The 15,417-nt window shown below is 74.5% G+C and carries 14 protein-coding genes and 1 pseudogene; 9 read left to right on the top strand and 6 right to left on the bottom strand.

What is annotated here, in order from left to right; all coding sequences use genetic code 11:
• Positions 1-8 precede the first annotated feature (8 nt).
• The 6 genes from AB0G11_RS38225 (at position 9) to AB0G11_RS38200 (ending at position 7,575) form a co-directional block, all read left to right on the top strand.
• Positions 9-566, top strand: coding sequence for a TetR family transcriptional regulator (locus tag AB0G11_RS38225; protein ID WP_219517995.1), 558 nt, complete (start codon positions 9-11; stop codon positions 564-566).
• 157 nt (positions 567-723) lie between these two features.
• Positions 724-1,827 carry a hypothetical protein gene (locus AB0G11_RS38220; protein WP_219517996.1) on the top strand — a complete coding sequence of 368 codons (1,104 nt, stop codon included), beginning with the start codon at positions 724-726 and terminating at the stop codon, positions 1,825-1,827.
• Between the two features lie 100 nt (positions 1,828-1,927).
• Positions 1,928-2,920: a LacI family DNA-binding transcriptional regulator gene (locus tag AB0G11_RS38215; protein WP_308126204.1), complete on the top strand. Its 993-nt coding sequence runs from the start codon at positions 1,928-1,930 to the stop codon at positions 2,918-2,920.
• 320 nt (positions 2,921-3,240) lie between these two features.
• Positions 3,241-4,011 (top strand): TIM barrel protein, encoded by a 771-nt coding sequence (locus AB0G11_RS38210; protein ID WP_357591524.1) that lies wholly within the window; start codon positions 3,241-3,243, stop codon positions 4,009-4,011.
• 8 nt (positions 4,012-4,019) lie between these two features.
• Positions 4,020-4,940, top strand: coding sequence for an alkaline phosphatase family protein (locus tag AB0G11_RS38205; RefSeq protein ID WP_357591522.1), 921 nt, complete (start codon positions 4,020-4,022; stop codon positions 4,938-4,940).
• 61 nt (positions 4,941-5,001) lie between these two features.
• Positions 5,002-7,575, top strand: coding sequence for a PEP/pyruvate-binding domain-containing protein (locus tag AB0G11_RS38200; protein ID WP_357591520.1), 2,574 nt, complete (start codon positions 5,002-5,004; stop codon positions 7,573-7,575).
• On the opposite strand, the gene AB0G11_RS38195 is transcribed toward AB0G11_RS38200, so the two are convergent.
• From AB0G11_RS38195 to AB0G11_RS38170, 6 genes are all read right to left on the bottom strand, one after another.
• The gene (locus AB0G11_RS38195; RefSeq protein WP_357591518.1) at positions 7,562-8,416 is read right to left on the bottom strand and encodes a sugar phosphate isomerase/epimerase; all 855 of its coding nucleotides are present in this window, start codon (positions 8,414-8,416) and stop codon (positions 7,562-7,564) included. The two genes, AB0G11_RS38200 and AB0G11_RS38195, sit on opposite strands and share 14 nt — an antisense overlap.
• The gene (locus AB0G11_RS38190) at positions 8,413-9,576 is read right to left on the bottom strand and encodes a dihydrodipicolinate synthase family protein (RefSeq protein WP_219518004.1); all 1,164 of its coding nucleotides are present in this window, start codon (positions 9,574-9,576) and stop codon (positions 8,413-8,415) included. Before AB0G11_RS38190 ends, AB0G11_RS38195 begins: the two co-directional genes overlap by 4 nt.
• Positions 9,573-10,718, bottom strand: coding sequence for a Gfo/Idh/MocA family oxidoreductase (locus AB0G11_RS38185; RefSeq protein WP_219518006.1), 1,146 nt, complete (start codon positions 10,716-10,718; stop codon positions 9,573-9,575). The genes AB0G11_RS38190 and AB0G11_RS38185 overlap by 4 nt, the downstream gene beginning before the upstream one ends.
• A gap of 66 nt (positions 10,719-10,784) precedes the next feature.
• Positions 10,785-12,005, bottom strand: a complete 1,221-nt coding sequence (locus tag AB0G11_RS38180; protein WP_219518008.1) for a ribonuclease D — start codon at positions 12,003-12,005, stop codon at positions 10,785-10,787.
• A 45-nt stretch (positions 12,006-12,050) separates the two neighbouring features.
• On the bottom strand, positions 12,051-12,647 hold the full coding sequence (locus AB0G11_RS38175) for a DUF3000 domain-containing protein (RefSeq protein ID WP_219518010.1): 597 nt from the start codon (positions 12,645-12,647) through the stop codon (positions 12,051-12,053).
• A gap of 60 nt (positions 12,648-12,707) precedes the next feature.
• Positions 12,708-12,863: a hypothetical protein gene (locus tag AB0G11_RS38170; protein WP_219518012.1), complete on the bottom strand. Its 156-nt coding sequence runs from the start codon at positions 12,861-12,863 to the stop codon at positions 12,708-12,710.
• A 467-nt stretch (positions 12,864-13,330) separates the two neighbouring features.
• On the opposite strand from AB0G11_RS38170, the gene hemE reads away from it, so the two are divergent.
• The 3 genes and pseudogenes from hemE to AB0G11_RS38155 form a co-directional block, all read left to right on the top strand.
• Entirely contained in the window at positions 13,331-14,278 is a 948-nt protein-coding gene (gene hemE, locus AB0G11_RS38165) for a uroporphyrinogen decarboxylase (RefSeq protein ID WP_246646827.1), read from the top strand.
• 154 nt (positions 14,279-14,432) lie between these two features.
• Positions 14,433-15,071, top strand: a pseudogene (locus tag AB0G11_RS38160) (BTAD domain-containing putative transcriptional regulator); the annotation flags it as partial.
• Between the two features lie 256 nt (positions 15,072-15,327).
• A partial coding sequence (locus AB0G11_RS38155; RefSeq protein WP_357591608.1) for a WD40 repeat domain-containing protein occupies positions 15,328-15,417 on the top strand: 90 nt, incomplete at its 3' end.

Raw genomic sequence — 15,417 nt, 5'->3', positions numbered from 1 at the left:
GAGGGAAGATGAGGGGCGTGAGACGTGACGCGGCCCGCAACCGGGAGAGGATCCTCGACGCCGCGGCCGCCATCGTGGCCGCCGAAGGGGTCGCCGGGCTGTCGATGGCCGAGGTCGCCGCCGCTGCCGGGGTCGGGGTCGGCACCCTCTACCGCCGCTTCGGCGACCGGTCCGGGCTGGCATACGCGCTCATCGACGAGCGCGAGCGGGAGTTCCAGGCGGCCTTCCTCGACGGGCCCCCGCCGCTCGGGCCGGGCGCCGAGCCGCGCGAGCGGGTCCGCGCCTTCCTGGCCGCGCTCGCCGACCGGACCGTGGAGCAACTCGACCTGCTGGTGATGGCCGAGACCGCCGGGCCGTACGCCCGGTTCGGGGGCGCGTACGACGCCTACCGCGCGCACCTGGCGCTGCTGATCGCGCGGCTGCGCCCCGACGCCGACGTCTACTGCCTGGCCGACGCGCTGCTGGCGCCGCTCGCCGCGCCGCTGCTGGCCCGGCAGGTGCGCGACCAGGGGGTGCCGATCGAGCGGGTCAAGGCCGCTCTGGACGTGCTCGCCGCCGGGCTCTGAGCCGTTCCGGGTCCGTACTGCGTGTGGCCGGTGATGTTGCCGGAGTGACCGAAGTTACGCAGCGTAGTTTTAGCGAAACAGGTGAAATTTCCGGACAAGTTGGGGTTGATTCTGTTAAGAAAGGTCGCGGTCCGTATTCGTACTAGAGAGGCTCAGCGTGGCGCGCGACGAGAACGACAAGTCCTATGAGGACGCGCAGGGGCGAGCGTTAAACCCCGAGCTGACCGGCGACGTGCTGTCCCCCCGCTGGAGCACCGAGGACACCGACGAGCAGCCGGCCATCCAGGTCTCGGGCAGCGAGACGTACGTCCTGCACGCCGACGGCGCCTCCGAGCGCATCGGCGGCGACCAGCCGGCGCCCGCCCCGTACGCGGGCGACGCCTTCAGCGACCCCGCGTACGCCGCCGACGCGCTCTACACCGGCGACGCGGCGAGCGGCCCGCACTACACGGGCGACGCCCCCAGCGGTCCCCACTACACGGGCGACGCCGACAGCGGCCCGCACTACACGGGTGACGCGGCGAGCGGCCCGCACTACACCGGCGACGCCGACAGCGGGCCGGTGGACCGCGACGACGCCGACGAGCCCCCGTACCTGCCGCTCGACCGCGGCTACGGCGAGGAGGCCGACGAGCCCAGGCGCGGCTTCCTCGGCTCCGGCTGGACCGACGGCTCCGGCGACGAGCACGACGGCGGCGAGCGCGAGGTGCGCCGCCGCACCCGGGTGCTGCTCGTCGCGGCGGCCGCCGTGGTCCTGGCCGGCGCGGCGGCCGGCTGGATGCTCACCGGCACGTCCTCCGACGACCCGTGCGCGGGCGGCAAGTGCGCCAGCGTCGGCGAGCTCAGCTCGCCCACCGCCCCGCAGGACGCCATTACGGACGTCCCGATCGGCGAAGCCACCGATACGGCCACACCCGAACCCAGCGTCTCCCAGACCGTAACCCCCTCCCAGGAGCCGACCACGGCCCGGGTCCGCCCCACCCGCTCCCCGGCGATGGACGAGGCCCAGCCCACCCGCACCGCCCGGCAGTCGGCCAGGCCCACCACCCGCGCCACCCAGTCCCAGGTGCGCGAGATGAACGAGACCGGCGACGACCAGGTCCGGCCCCAGGTCGAGGAGAAGAAGCCCAAGCCGACCAAGGAGCCGACCCCCGAGGAGCAGCGGACCACCCAGCCCCCCGAGCCCACCGAGCAGCCGCAGCCGCAGCCGTCGGAGAGCAAGAAGGGCGGACTGCTGGACATCCTGTTCCCCTGGGCCTGACGAGCCCCGGCACGCGCGCTGTCATCCGGCGGCGAGGCGTGCGAGGATGCGGAGCCAGATGCCGGTCCGGCATACTGGAAATCGCTTTCCGGGAGGTCTCGTGGTCACGCTGGAGGACGTCGCCAAGCAGGCGGGCGTCTCGCTCGCGACCGCCTCGCGGGTGCTCAACGGCAGCACCCGCCAGGTCGGCGCGGCACTGCGGGCACGCGTCGAACGCGCCGCCGACGAACTGGGCTACCGCGCCAACATCGCCGCCCAGACGCTGGCGCGAGGGGCCGGCAACGTCATCGGCATCGTCGTCCACGACCTGACCGACCCGTACTTCGCCGCCCTCGCCGACGGCGCCATGCGCACCGCCGCCGGCGAACGGCTGCTCGTCATGGTCGGCACCACCCACCGCGACCCCGAGCAGGAGATCGCCTACGTGGCCACCCTGCACGCCCAGCGCGTCCGCGCCGTCCTCCTGGCCGGCTCCCGCGTCGCCGACGAACGCGTGACCGCGCGCCTCGCCGCCGAACTCGCCGCCTACCAGGCGAGCGGCGGCCGCGTCGCCTGCGTCGGCCAGGACCTCCTCGGCGTCGACACCGTCGCCCCCGCCAACCGCGACGGCGCCGCCGCGCTCGCCCGCTCACTCGCCGGGCTCGGCCACACCCGCTTCGCCGTCCTCGCCGGGCCGCCGCACCTCATGACCGCCGCCGACCGGTGCGCCGGATTCGTCACCGCCGTCCGCGACCTCGGCCTCCCGGCGCCGCGCGTCGTCCACGGGCCCTTCGACCGCGACGGCGGCTACACCGCCGCCCAGGAGACGGGCGACGCCACCTGCGTCTTCGCCGTCAACGACGTGATGGCCGTCGGCGCCCTGGCCGCCTACCGCGAGCGCGGCATCCGCGTCCCCGACGACGTGTCCGTGGCGGGGTTCGACGACATCGTCACCCTGCGTGACCAGGTCCCCTCGCTCACCACCGTACGGCTGCCGCTCAAGGACATGGGAGCCCGGGCCCTCGAACTGGCCCTGAGCGGCGGGGACTCCCGCGTGGTGGAGAACGTCCCGGGCGAGGTCGTCCTCCGCGAAAGCGTCAAACCCCTCCCTTGACCCAACCCCGTACAGGTGAACGCCCACTTCCCAGAGAGCGCCTCTTTGGCGCAGGCCCTCCCAGTGGCTGCCACCGGAGGGGCTGGCCCCTCCCCGGGGGCGGGGGCGCCTTCGCTGGGGAGGGTCGGCGGCGCACGGGGCGCGAACCCCTCCGTGGGACCGCAGTCGGAGGGGGTGGCCCGTCCACGGGGGTGGCCCGTGTGGGAGAGGGCCGCAAGGCCCCCTCCGAGGAGCGGGTCGCCGTAGGTGGGGGTGTTTCGTCCGGGGAAGGTCGGGCCGGGATGGGGTTCGGGGTCGTGAGTGAGGGTGAGGAGATGGCGATGCGGTTGGCGGTCAGCACGCTGGGGATGCCGGGGGCCGGGCTGGGGGAGGCGCTGGCGGTGGCGGGGCGGTTCGGGTGTGCGGGGGTGGAGCTGCGGCTGCATGAGGACACCGGGGTGCATGCCGGGCTGGGGGCGGGGGAGCGGCGGGAGGTGAGGCGGCGGGTGGCGGCGGCCGGGCTGGAGGTGTCGGCGCTGGCCGGGTACGTGCGGCTGTGCGAGCCGGGGGACGACGGGCCGGTGGTGGAGGCGCTGCTGGAGGATCTGAGGCTGGCCGCCGAGCTGGGGGCGGGCGGGGTGCGGGTGTTCCCGAGGGGGGACGATCCGGCGGTCGGGGCGCGGCGGCTGCGGGCGGTGGCCGGGGAGGCGGCGGCGCTCGGGGTGAAGGTGCTGGTGGAGACGCACGACCAGATGGCGACCGGGGCGGCCGTGGCGGCGCTGCTGAGGGAGGCCGGGGTGGCGCAGGCGGCGGCGTTGTGGGATCTGCTGCATCCGTGGCGCAACGGGGAGGAGCCGGCGGCGACGCTGGCGGCGCTGGCGCCGTATCTGGAGTACGTGCAGGTCAAGGACGCGGTGTCGGCTGCGGACACGACGCCGGTGGCGATGGGCGAGGGCGGGGTGCCGCTGGAGGAGGCGGGCGGGCTGCTGCGCGCGCACGGCTATCGCGGCTGGGTGTCGCTGGAGTGGGAGCGGACCTGGTATCCGCAGGTGGCCCCGGTGGAGGAGATCCTGCCGGGGGCCGCCGCCTGGGTGCGGCGATTCGGCGCTTAGATGGGGGGATGTCCGAGCTGAGAAACAAGGTGCTGGTCGTCGGGATGGACGGCCTGCGCTTCGATCGTGTCCTGGCCGTGCGGCCTCCCGTGCTGACCTCGCTGATGGCGTCCGGCGTGTACGGGACGAGCAGGCTTCCGTACGGTGAGCGGGAGGCGCCCCGTACGGAGTCGCCGGGGGAGGTCGTGCCGGAGCCGCATGAGGCGGCGCCGGGGACGATCCGGGCGCGCACCGACTCGGGGCCGGGGTGGTCGTCGATCGCCACCGGGGTGTGGCCCGACAAACATGGCGTCGTGGACAACGGGTTCAGCGGCCAGCAGTTCACGAAATATTCGGACTTCTTGACTCGGGCGCTCCACGCCCGCCCCGGCCTCACCACGGCCGCGCTGTTCTCCTGGGCGGCGCTGGACGAGCACGGCGCGTTCGGCCGCGACATCGGGACCCGGGTGGTGCTCGACGGGTTCGCCATGACGTTCGCCGCCGCCGACCGGGAGATCGCGGCCAAGGCCGAGCGCCTCCTGGCGGACGCCGGGCCGGATCTGACGTTCGTCTACCTGGGCGACACGGACGAGGTCGCCCACGACCTGGGCCCGCACGCCCCCGAGTACACGGCGGCGCTCCTCCTTCAGGACGCCGACCTGGGCCGGTTCCTGGACGCGGTGCGCGCCCGGCCGGGGTTCGCGGGCGAGCGCTGGACGGTGCTGGTCACCACGGACCACGGCCACGTCGACGAGGGCGGCCACGGCGGCACGTCCGACGAGGAGCGCACGGTCTTCGTCGCCGCCGCCCGGCTGGGCGAGGACCTGGGCGGGGCGGAGCTGCCCGAGGCGCGGCTGGTGGACGTGGCCCCGACGGCACTGGCGGAGCTGGGCGTGGAGCCGGACCCGGCCTGGGGGCTGGAAGGGCGATCAATTTTCATCACTTGTTGAATTTCTGCCGGGAAAGGGGAACACTCGTCATGACGGCGCGTTGACGGCAGGAGAGCGACCGATGACGACGGCACTGGACTTTTCCCGGATCGACGGCGGCATGCTGGACGAGGTGGGCGGCAAAGGGGCCAACCTGGGCGAGCTCACCCGGGCCGGGCTGCCCGTCCCGCCCGGCTGGGTGCTCACCACCCGCGCCTACCGGCAGGCCGCCGCCGCGGCGGGCCTCGACGGCGTCATCGCCGCGGGCGGCGACGGGCTGGCGGAGAAGGCCAGGTCACGGCTGCTGGAGACGCCGGTGCCGCCGGAGGTCGCCGAGGCCGTGCTGGCCGCGTACACGCCGGGGCGGGCCGTCGCCGTGCGGTCCTCGGCCACCGCCGAGGACCTGCCGTTCGCCAGCTTCGCCGGCCAGCAGGACACCTACCTCAACGTGGTCGGCGAGCAGGCGCTGCTCGACGCGGTGCGCCGCTGCTGGGCGTCGCTGTGGACCGACCGGGCCGTCGCCTACCGCGAGTCCAACGGCATCGACCACGCCGCCGTCTCGCTGGCCGTCGTCGTCCAGGACATGGTGGACGCGCGGGTCGCCGGGGTGATGTTCACCGCGAACCCGGTGACGGGGCGGCGGCACGAGGCGGTCATCGACGCCAGCCCCGGACTGGGCGAGGCCGTCGTGTCGGGCGCGGTCAACCCCGACCGGTTCGTCGTCCACGGCGCCGCCGTCGAGCGGCACGCCGGGGACAAGCGGGTGGCGATCCGCGCACTGCCCGGCGGCGGCACCGAACGGGTCGAGACCGGGCACGAGGGCCTGTGCCTGACCGACGCCGAAGTGCGCGAGCTGGCCGCGCTCGGCGCCCGCGTGGAGGAGCACTACGGTGCTCCGCAGGACACCGAGTGGGCCATCGACGCCGCCGGACGGATCTGGCTCACCCAGGCCAGGCCGATCACCACCCTCTATCCGCTGCCGGAGCCGCGCGGCGACGACCTGCGCGCCTACTTCTCCTTCAACGTGGCCCAGGGCGTCATGGGGCCGATCACGCCGATGGGGATCGCGGCGTTCCGGCTGGTCGGCTCCGGGGCGGCCACCCTGTTCGGGTTCGCGCCCGCCGACCCGCACGACGGGCCGCGCGCCATGACGGAGTCGGGGCAGCGGCTCTGGCTCGACCTCACCATCCCGCTGCGCAGCCGCGCGGGCCGCGTCATCCTGCCGAAGCTGCTGCGCGTCGGCGAGGCGCGCACGGTCGCGCTCGTCGAGGGCCTGATGGACGACCCGAGGCTCTCGGTGATCCACCCCGGCCGCCGCCCGTTCGCCCGCGCCGCGCTCCGCTTCGCCCGCCGCGTGCGCGTCCCCGGACGGGTGTTCGAGGCGCTGACCAGGCCGGAGCGGGCGCTGGCCCGTACCCGGCGGCTGGGGGAGGAGCTGGACCGGCGGCTCGCCCTGCCCGCCGCCGCCACCCCCGCCGAGCGGCTGGCCCACGCCGAGCGGGCGCTGACCGCCACCTTCCCGGCCATCATCTCGATCATGCCGTACGCGCTCACCGGCTACGGCCTGTTCGCGCTGTCGTCGCGGCTCTCCGGCGTGCCGATCGGCGACATGCAGGACGTGCTGCGCAGCGTGCCGAACAACCCGACCACCCAGATGGACCTGGAGTTGTGGGCGCTGGCCACCCGCGTCGAGCCCGAGCCGTTCCGCACGCTGCCGGTGCCCGAGCTGGTCCGCCTGCACCGCGCAGGCGAGCTGCCGCCGCGCGCCCAGCGCGGCATCACGGCCTTCCTGGACACGTACGGGCACCGCGGCGTCGCCGAGATCGACCTGGGCGTCCCGCGCTGGTCCGACGACCCGTCACACCTGCTCGGCGTGCTGGCCAACTACCTGCGCATGGACGGCGGGCCCGCGCCGGACGAGCTGTTCGCCAGGGGCGCCGCCGAGGCGGAGGCGGCCGTGGACCGCGTGGTGGCCGCCGCCCGCCGGCGGGCCCGGTGGCGGGGCGCCGTTGTCCGCTTCGGGCTGCGCCGCACCCGCAGGCTCGCCGGGCTGCGCGAGCTGCCGAAGTTCTACCTGGTCAAGGTGCTCGCGGCGGTGCGGCACAGCATGCTCGCCGTCGGCGCGCACCTGGCGGAACAGGGGGTCCTGGAGGCGGCCGGCGACGTCTACTTCCTCACGTTCAAGGAGGCCCGCGCCGCCCTGGCCGACGGCGACTTGCGCGACCTCGTGGCCGGGCGGCGGGCGGAGCACGAGCGGGAGTCGCGCCGCCGTCACGTGCCCAGGATGCTGCTGTCCGACGGCACCGAGCCCGAGGCGCTGGCCACCACCGCCGCGGCGGACGGCGCGCTCACCGGCACCGCCGCCTCCGCCGGCACGGTGACCGCCACCGCCCGGGTGGTGCTCGACCCGGTCGGCGCGCACCTGGAGCCGGGCGAGATCCTCGTCTGCCCGTCCACCGACCCCGGCTGGACGCCGCTCTTCCTCACGGCGGGCGGCCTGGTGATGGAGATGGGCGGCGCCATGTCGCACGGCGCGGTGGTGGCCCGTGAGTACGGCATCCCGGCCGTCGTCGGCGTGGCCGGGGCCACCCACCGCGTTGCCACCGGCGACACCGTCACCGTCGACGGCGCCGCCGGGACCGTCACGACGCCATGACCACGTCCGCGTAGCGGGCCTTCATCGTCGCCACCACCTCGTCGGGGTCGGCGGCCCAGACGTCGGCGTTGAAGATCTCCACCTCGACGTCGCCGGTGTAGCCGGCCTCGGCCACGGCCCGGGTGATCGGCGGGAAGCCGATCACCCCGTCGCCCATCATCCCCCGGCCCAGCAGCACGTCCGCCGGGAGCGGATGCAGGTAGTCGCACACCTGGTAGGAGGCGATCCGGTCGCCCGCGCGGGCGATCTGCTCGTGCAGCGCCGGGTCCCACCACACGTGGAAGGTGTCGACCACCACCCCGACCTGCTCCTGCGGATGGGCGAGCGCGAGGTCGAGCGCCTGGCCGAGCGTCGACAGCACCGCCCGGTCCGGGCAGTAGACCGGGTGCAGCGGCTCCAGCGCCAGCCGCACCCCCCGCTCCCCGGCGTACGGCGCGAGCGCGGCCAGCGCCTCGGCCACCCGCTGCCTGGCCCCGGCCACGTCCCGCGAGAAGCCGGCGGGCGGCGGCTCGCCGGGCGTCACCCCGGGCAGCCCGCCCACCACCATGACCAGGCAGGCGGCCCCCAGCTCGGCGGCCTCGTCCACGGCCCGCCGGTTGTCGTCCAGCGCGGCCCGGCCCCGCTCGCCGGACAGCTCCCCGGCGGTCAGGAAGCCGCCCCGGCACAGCGACGAGACTCGCAGCCCGCTCTCGCGCACCAGCCTGGCGCTGCGCGCGAGCCCGTGCTCGGCCACCTTCTCCCGCCACAGGCCGATCGCCTCCAGGCCGTGCCGGACGCACCCGTCGACGGCCTCGGGCAGCGTCCAGCGGCGGGTCGTCCACTGGTTCAGCGACAGGCTCACAGGCCGTTCACCTCCAGCAGCGCCTTCATCCGGTGCACGGCCAGCTCCTGGTCCGCCAGCAGCCCCGCCTGGTCGGCCAGCCGGAACACCTCCGCCAGGTGCGTGATCGAGCGCGCCGACTGGGCGCCGTTCACCATCGCGAACCCGTCCTGGTGGCCGTTCAGCCAGGCCAGGAAGACGATGCCGGTCTTGTAGTGATAGGTCGGCGTCTCGAAGATCTTGCGCGACAGCGGCACCGTCGGCGCCAGGATCTCCTCGTACTGGGCCAGCAGCCGCTCGCGGCCCGCCTCGTCGCAGGCGGCCTCGGCGGAGTCCAGCACCCGCAGCGCCATCGCGGCGACCGGCGCGATCGCGTCGAAGATGCCGAGCAGCGCGTGCGAGCCGGACCTGATCAGCGACGGGTAGTTGAAGTCGTCGCCGGTGTAGAGCCTCACCCCGCCGGGCAGCGCGGCCCGCAGCCGCACCTCGTGCTCCTCGTCAAGCAGCGACACCTTCACCCCGTCGACCAGCGGCGCGTGCGCGTGCACCAGCTCCAGGAACGACTCCGTCGCCGCGTTGACGTCCCGCGAGCCCCAGTAGCCGGCGAGCTGCGGGTCGAACATCTCGCCCAGCCAGTGCAGGATCACCGGCCGCCGCACCAGCCCGAACACCTTGCCGTACACCCGGTGGTAGTCGCGCGGCCCGCCCGCCAGCCGGGCGAGCTGCCGCGACGCCATGACGATCACGCCGGCGCCCGTCTCCTGGACGGTCTCCACCTGCTCGGCGTAGGCCGCGGTGACGGCGTCCAGGTCGGCGGCGTCCGGCGCGTGGTCGGTGCCCGCGCCGCACGCCACCAGCTCGGCCGGGTCGCCGAAGGCGCGCGCCTCGGCGGCGCTGCGCCGGATCAGCTCCCGCGTCGCCGCCCAGTCCAGCCCCATGTTGCGCTGCGCGGTGTCCATCGCGTCGGCCACCCGCAGCCCGTACGACCACAGGTGGCGGCGGAAGCCCAGCGTCGCGTCCCAGTCGACGGCGGCCGGGGCGCCCGGCGCGTTGCCGCCGCGCGGGTCGGCCACCACGTGCGCGGCCGCGTACGCCACCCGGCTCACGGCGGGCGTGCCGGACACCGGCCAGGTCACCGGCTCCCGCAGCGTGTAGGCGCCGCCCGGCAGGTCGATCCTCACAGCTGCGGCACCTCGATCCTGCGGCCCTCGGCGGACGAGCGCAGTCCCAGCTCGGCGAGCTGCACGCCGCGCGCGCCCGCCGCGAAGTCGTACGGGAACGGCGCGTCCTCCAGCACGTGCCGGACGAACAGCTCCCACTGGATCTTGAACCCGTTGTCGAACTCCCCGTTGTCGGGCACCTCCTGCCAGCCGTCGCGGAAGCGGGCGGTGGCGGGCAGGTCGGGGTTCCAGACGGGCTTGGGCGTGGCAGCGCGGTGCTGGATCCGGCAGCCGCGCAGCCCAGCGACCGCGCTGCCGTGCGTGCCGTCCACCTGGAACTCGACCAGCTCGTCCCGGTTCACCCGGACCGTCCAGGACGAGTTGATCTGCGCGACGATGCCGCCCGCCAGCCCGAACACGCCGTAGGCGGCGTCGTCGGCCGTCGCCTGGTAGGTCTCGCCCCGCTCGTCCACCCGCGCCGGGATGTGCGTGACGGCCTGGGCGTAGACGGACTCGACCCGGCCGAACAGGTTCTCCAGCACGTAGTGCCAGTGCGGGAACATGTCGAGCACGATGCCGCCGCCGTCCTCGGCCCGGTAGTTCCACGACGGCCGCTGGGCCTCCTGCCAGTCGCCCTCGAACACCCAGTAGCCGAACTCGCCGCGCACCGACAGGATGCGCCCGAAGAAGCCGCCGTCGATCAGCCGCTTGAGCTTGAGCAGCCCCGGCAGGAACAGCTTGTCCTGCACGACGCCGTTCTTGACGCCGCGCGCGGCGGCGGCCTCGGCCAGCGCGACCGCCTCCTGCACCGACTCGGCGGTGGGCTTCTCGGCGTAGACGTGCTTGCCCGCCTCGATGGCCTGGAGCACGGCCTTGACCCGGGCGGAGGTGACCTGGGCGTCGAAGTAGACGAGGTTGTCCTCGTCGGCGAGCGCGGACTCCAGGTCGGTGGTGTGGTCGGGGATGCCGTGGCGGGCGGCCAGCGCGGCCAGCTTGTCGGCGTTGCGGCCGACGAGCACGGGCTTCAGCGTGACGCGGCTGCCGTCGGAGAGCGTCACACCGCCCTGCTCGTTGATCGCCAGAACGGAACGGACCAGGTGCTGGCGGTAGCCCATCCGTCCGGTCACGCCGTTCATCACGACGCCGATGGTGCGCACGCTCATGGGAGTCCTTTCAAGGAAAGCGCTTTCCCGAACGGTACGGCGGAGCCGCCGGAGGCGTCAAGTGCCTTACTCCCGGGACTCCAGCCTGGCCAGTGCCGCGGCGATGGGACGAGCGGTCAGCCCGAGCTGCCACTCGCGGGCGCCCAGCCCGCGCAGCCTGGCCGTCACGCTCTCGTCGGTGATCTCCTCCGGCGGCTCCCACGTGAGCCTGCGCACCGCGTCGGGCTGCAACAGGTTCTCCGTCGGCATGTGGTGCTCGTCGGCCAGCGCCGACACCACCGCGCGGGCCGCGGCCAGCCGCCTGGCCGCCGCCGGGTCGCGGTCGGGCCACCGGTTGACCGGCGGCGGCCCGTCGCCCGGCGTGCTCGGCTGCGGAAGCTGCCCGTCGGGCAGGGCCCGCGCCCTGGTCACCGCGGCCAGCCAGTCGTTCATGTGCCGGCGCGCGCTGCGCCCGGTGAACGCGGAGATCTCGGTGAGCGCCTTCTTCGTGCGCGGCCCCTCCAGGGCGGCGCTGACGATCGCCGCGTCGGGCAGCACCCGGCCCGGCGCCAGGTCGTTCTCGCGGGCGATCCGGTCTCGCATCGTCCACAGCTCGCGCACGATCGCCAGCGCCCGCACGCTGCGCACCTTGTGGATGCCGGACGTGCGCCGCCACGGGTCGGAGCGCGGCGCGGGCGGCGGCGTGCCGAGCACCGCGGCGAACTCCTCCTGCGCCCACTCCAGCTTGCCGCTCTCGGCCAGCTCCTCGTGCAGCGCGTCACGGAGCTCGACCAGCACCTCCACGTCGAGGGCGGCATAGCGCAGCCAGTCCTCGGGCAGCGGCCTGGTCGACCAGTCGGCGGCCGAATGGCCCTTCTCCAGCCGCAGCCCGAGCACCGTCTCCACCATCGTGCCGAGCCCGACCCGCTCGTAGCCGAGCAGCCGGCCGGCCAGCTCGGTGTCGAACATCCGGCGCGGCCGGAACCCGATCTCCATCAGGCACGGCAGGTCCTGCGAGGCGGCGTGCAGCACGACCTCGGCGCCGGCCAGCGCGGCGTCCAGCTCCGACAGGTCGGGGCAGGCCACCGGGTCGATGAGCGCGGTGCCGGCGCCGGCGCGGCGCAGCTGCACCAAGTAGGCGCGGTTGCCGTAGCGGTAGCCGGAGGCCCGCTCGGCGTCGACGGCGACGGGGCCGGTGCCCGCGCCGAACGCGGCGACGGCACGGGCCAGCGACGCGGCGTCGGCCACGACCGGCGGGATGCCCTCGCGCGGCTCGAGCAGCGGGACCACGGTTCGTTCTTCTGTCATGAGCGCACCGCCCTCACGACCACGCTGCTGTGTTGACTTGTGCCCTCACTTCGTTCGGTCACTCTCCGGATCATCGCGTCGGCGGGGCATGGCGGCCACATCCGGCGGAAGCGGCGGAATCCCGGCGGCCACACACATGAGATCGCACCAGGCGGCCACATGGCCGGACAGGTCCTCCTCTGCGGGGGACCAGGACGCCCGCAGCTCGAGCTCAGTGGTGACCGGGTCCTCGGCCTTGTTGCCGAAACCCTCGGACACCGCTCTGGTCACGGTACCGCCAGCCGCGGAGTAGTCGGCGTGATGGGCGTCGAGCGCCTCGGTCAGCCAGCTCCACGCGACGGGCCCGAGCAGCGGGTCGGAGGTGATCTCCGGCTCCATGTCGGCCCGCACGTAGGCGACCAGCCGGAACGGGCCGTCCCAGCCGCGCTGGCCGTCGGGGTCGTAGAGCAGGATCAGCCGCCCGACCGCGAGCTCGTCGTCGTCGCGGTAGACCGACGCGCCGATCGCCGCCGAGTGCGGGGCCAGCCGCTGCGGGGCCGGCAGGTCCTCGAGCTCGATCTCCGGCCGGACCTCGGCCGGCCGCAGGCTCTCGACCGCGCGCCTGAAGGCCGCGGGAACCGGTGGGCGGTCACCGAGGGTCATAGTCGAAGAGTAGGTCGAAGCGGGACGGAAGGGGACCACGGGGGTACTCATCGGTGGCGATCAAACCGCGGCCGTCACCAGCGGCCGGGCGCATTCGGCCAGGCCGAGCCAGATCGCGTGCCCGCACTCGGCGCACGCCCACTCGGGGCACTCGCCGGGCTCGTGCCCGTCGGAGCAGGCCGGGCGCTCGAACAGCCGCTCGCCGGCGCACGTCACGCAGTGTCCAAAACGGTGCTCCCCCTGGAGCACGGAACTCCGCAACGCGGTCATCGCACCAGTCATCGAACCGGGGCCTTTCTTCGGGACGTGGCTTCGACGTTGGCACGAGCCGCCGACATTTCCCCGCAACGCGCTCGGCGTGTCCCGAAAGTGGTCGCTGAATCGATGCCGCGCGGTGGGTTTGCGAAGTTTTGGCCCAGCCGAGACCGCCTCTCTGGTCGCCCATGGGGTGTGCGCGACCCGTGAAGGGTCCCGACGCCGGGCCGGCCGGTAAACATGCATTCCGCTATCTGATCATGAATTGGGGCGCGCCAGGCATATTTTTCCGACACCGCCCTCCGACACCGCCTTCCGGTGGCGGGGGCGAGCGCACCTCATGGCACCCTTGAGGGGTGAATCTCGCCGACTCAGCGTTCCTGCGTGCCTGCCGCCGTCAGCCCGTCCCGCACACCCCCGTCTGGTACATGCGGCAGGCCGGTCGTTCGCTGCCCGAATACCTGAAGGTCCGCGAGGGCGTCCCGATGCTGACCGCCTGCGCCACGCCCGACCTCATCGCCGAGATCACCCTGCAGCCGGTCCGCCGCTACGGCGTCGACGCGGCCATCTTCTTCAGCGACATCGTGGTGCCCCTCAAGGCCATCGGCGTCGACCTCGACATCAAGCCCGGCGTCGGCCCCGTCGTCGCCGACCCGATCCGCGACGCCAGGGGCCTTCAGGCGCTGCGTCCCCTGGAGCCCGGGGACGTCCCGTACGTGACCGAGGCCATCCAGGCGCTCACCGGCGAGCTCGGCGGCACCCCGCTGATCGGCTTCGCCGGCGCGCCGTTCACGCTCGGCTCCTACCTGATCGAGGGCGGCCCGTCCAAGAACCACGACCGGACCAAGGCCATGATGTACGGCGAGCCCGCGCTGTGGCACGACTTCATGGAGCGGCTGACCGGCATCGTGCTGGAGCACCTGCGCATCCAGGTGGCGGCGGGCGCCTCGGCGATCCAGCTGTTCGACTCCTGGGTGGGCGCGGTGCCGATGGCCGACTACCGCGAGTTCATCCTGCCGCACACCCGCCGCATCTTCGCGGGCCTGCCCGACGTGCCGCGCATCCACTTCGGCGTCGGCACCGGCGAGCTGCTGGGCGTGCTCGGCGAGGCGGGCGCCGACGTGGTGGGCGTCGACTGGCGGGTGCCGCTCTCCGAGGCCGCCCGCCGGGTCGGTCCCGGCAAGGCGCTGCAGGGCAACCTCGACCCGGCGATCCTGCTGGCCCCGTGGGAGGTCGTCGAGCGCAAGGCCCGGGAGGTGCTGCGCGAGGGCGCCTCGGCCGAGGGCCACGTGTTCAACCTGGGCCACGGCGTGCTCCCCAACACCGACCCCGACCAGCTCAAGCGCCTGACCGACCTGGTCCACGAGGCCGCCTGACCAACCCCTGCGCCGTTCCTGTCGCGCCCCGGCTCGCCGAGCCGGGGCGCTTTCGCATGCCCGGTGACGCCGCTCGTGCCCGATCCGCCCGGCCTGGTGCGATGCTTCGGCTTACTGAGTATTGTGGGGGGACCGTCGGGGTTGGGGGGCGCGGATGGAGTTCGGGGTCCTGGGGCGGCTCACGGTCGTGCGTGACGGCGCCGAGGTCGAGCTGACGGCCAAACAGCGCGCCCTGCTGGCGGTGCTCCTGAGCCGCGCGGGCAGGCGCGTCCCCGACGGGGTGCTCGCCGACGCCGTCTGGGGCGCCGCCCGCCCGTCGGGCTCCACCGTCCGCTGGCACGTCCACCAGGTACGGCAGCGCCTCGGCGGCGACCGGATCAGCCGCGACGGCGACGGCTACCTGCTGGCCGTCGAGCCGCACGAGCTCGACGCGCTCCGGTTCGAGGAGCTGTGCTCGCGGGCGGCCCCGGCCGCGGCGGCGGGCGACCACCGGGCGGCGGCCCGGCTCTACGGCGAGGCGCTGGCCTGCTGGCGCGGCGACGCCTACGAGGGCCTGGACGCGCTGCGCGAGGAGGCGGCCAGGCTGGAGCGATCACGTGTCTCGGCGCGCGAGGGCCGCGCCGAGGCGCTGATCGCGCTGGACCGCCCGTCGGAGGCCGCCGCCGAGCTCGCCGCCCTGGTGGCCGCCCACCCGCTGGACGAACGGCTGCGCGCGCTGCACCTGCTCGCGCTGCACCGGTCCGGCCGGCGGGCCGAGGCGCTGACCGCCTACCACGAGGGCCGCGCGCTGCTGGTGGCCGAGCTCGGCCTGGAGCCGGGCCACCACCTGCGGGCGGCGCACGCCCGGGTGCTGGGCGACGAGGAGCGGGCCGTCGCCACGACGCCGCGCCAGCTCCCGCCCGGCGTCACCGCGTTCACCGGCCGCGCCCGCGAGCTGGCCGCGCTCGACCGCTGCGCCGACGACGGCGCGGTGGCGCTGGTCGTCGGCCCCGGCGGCGTCGGCAAGACCGGGCTGGCCGTGCACTGGGCGCTCACGCGGGCCGTGCTCGATCGCCTTCAGCCCCGACGGCCGCTACGTGGCCACGGGCTGCGACGACCGGCTGGTCCGGCTGTGGCACGTGGAGTCGGGCGGCCGGGTG

Source organism: Nonomuraea sp. NPDC023979, assembly GCF_040639085.1.
In the GTDB taxonomy this organism is placed as follows: Bacteria; Actinomycetota; Actinomycetes; order Streptosporangiales; family Streptosporangiaceae; genus Nonomuraea; species Nonomuraea ceibae.
Note: the sequence above shows the minus strand (reverse complement) of the source record. Positions and strands in the feature narration are given on the sequence as shown.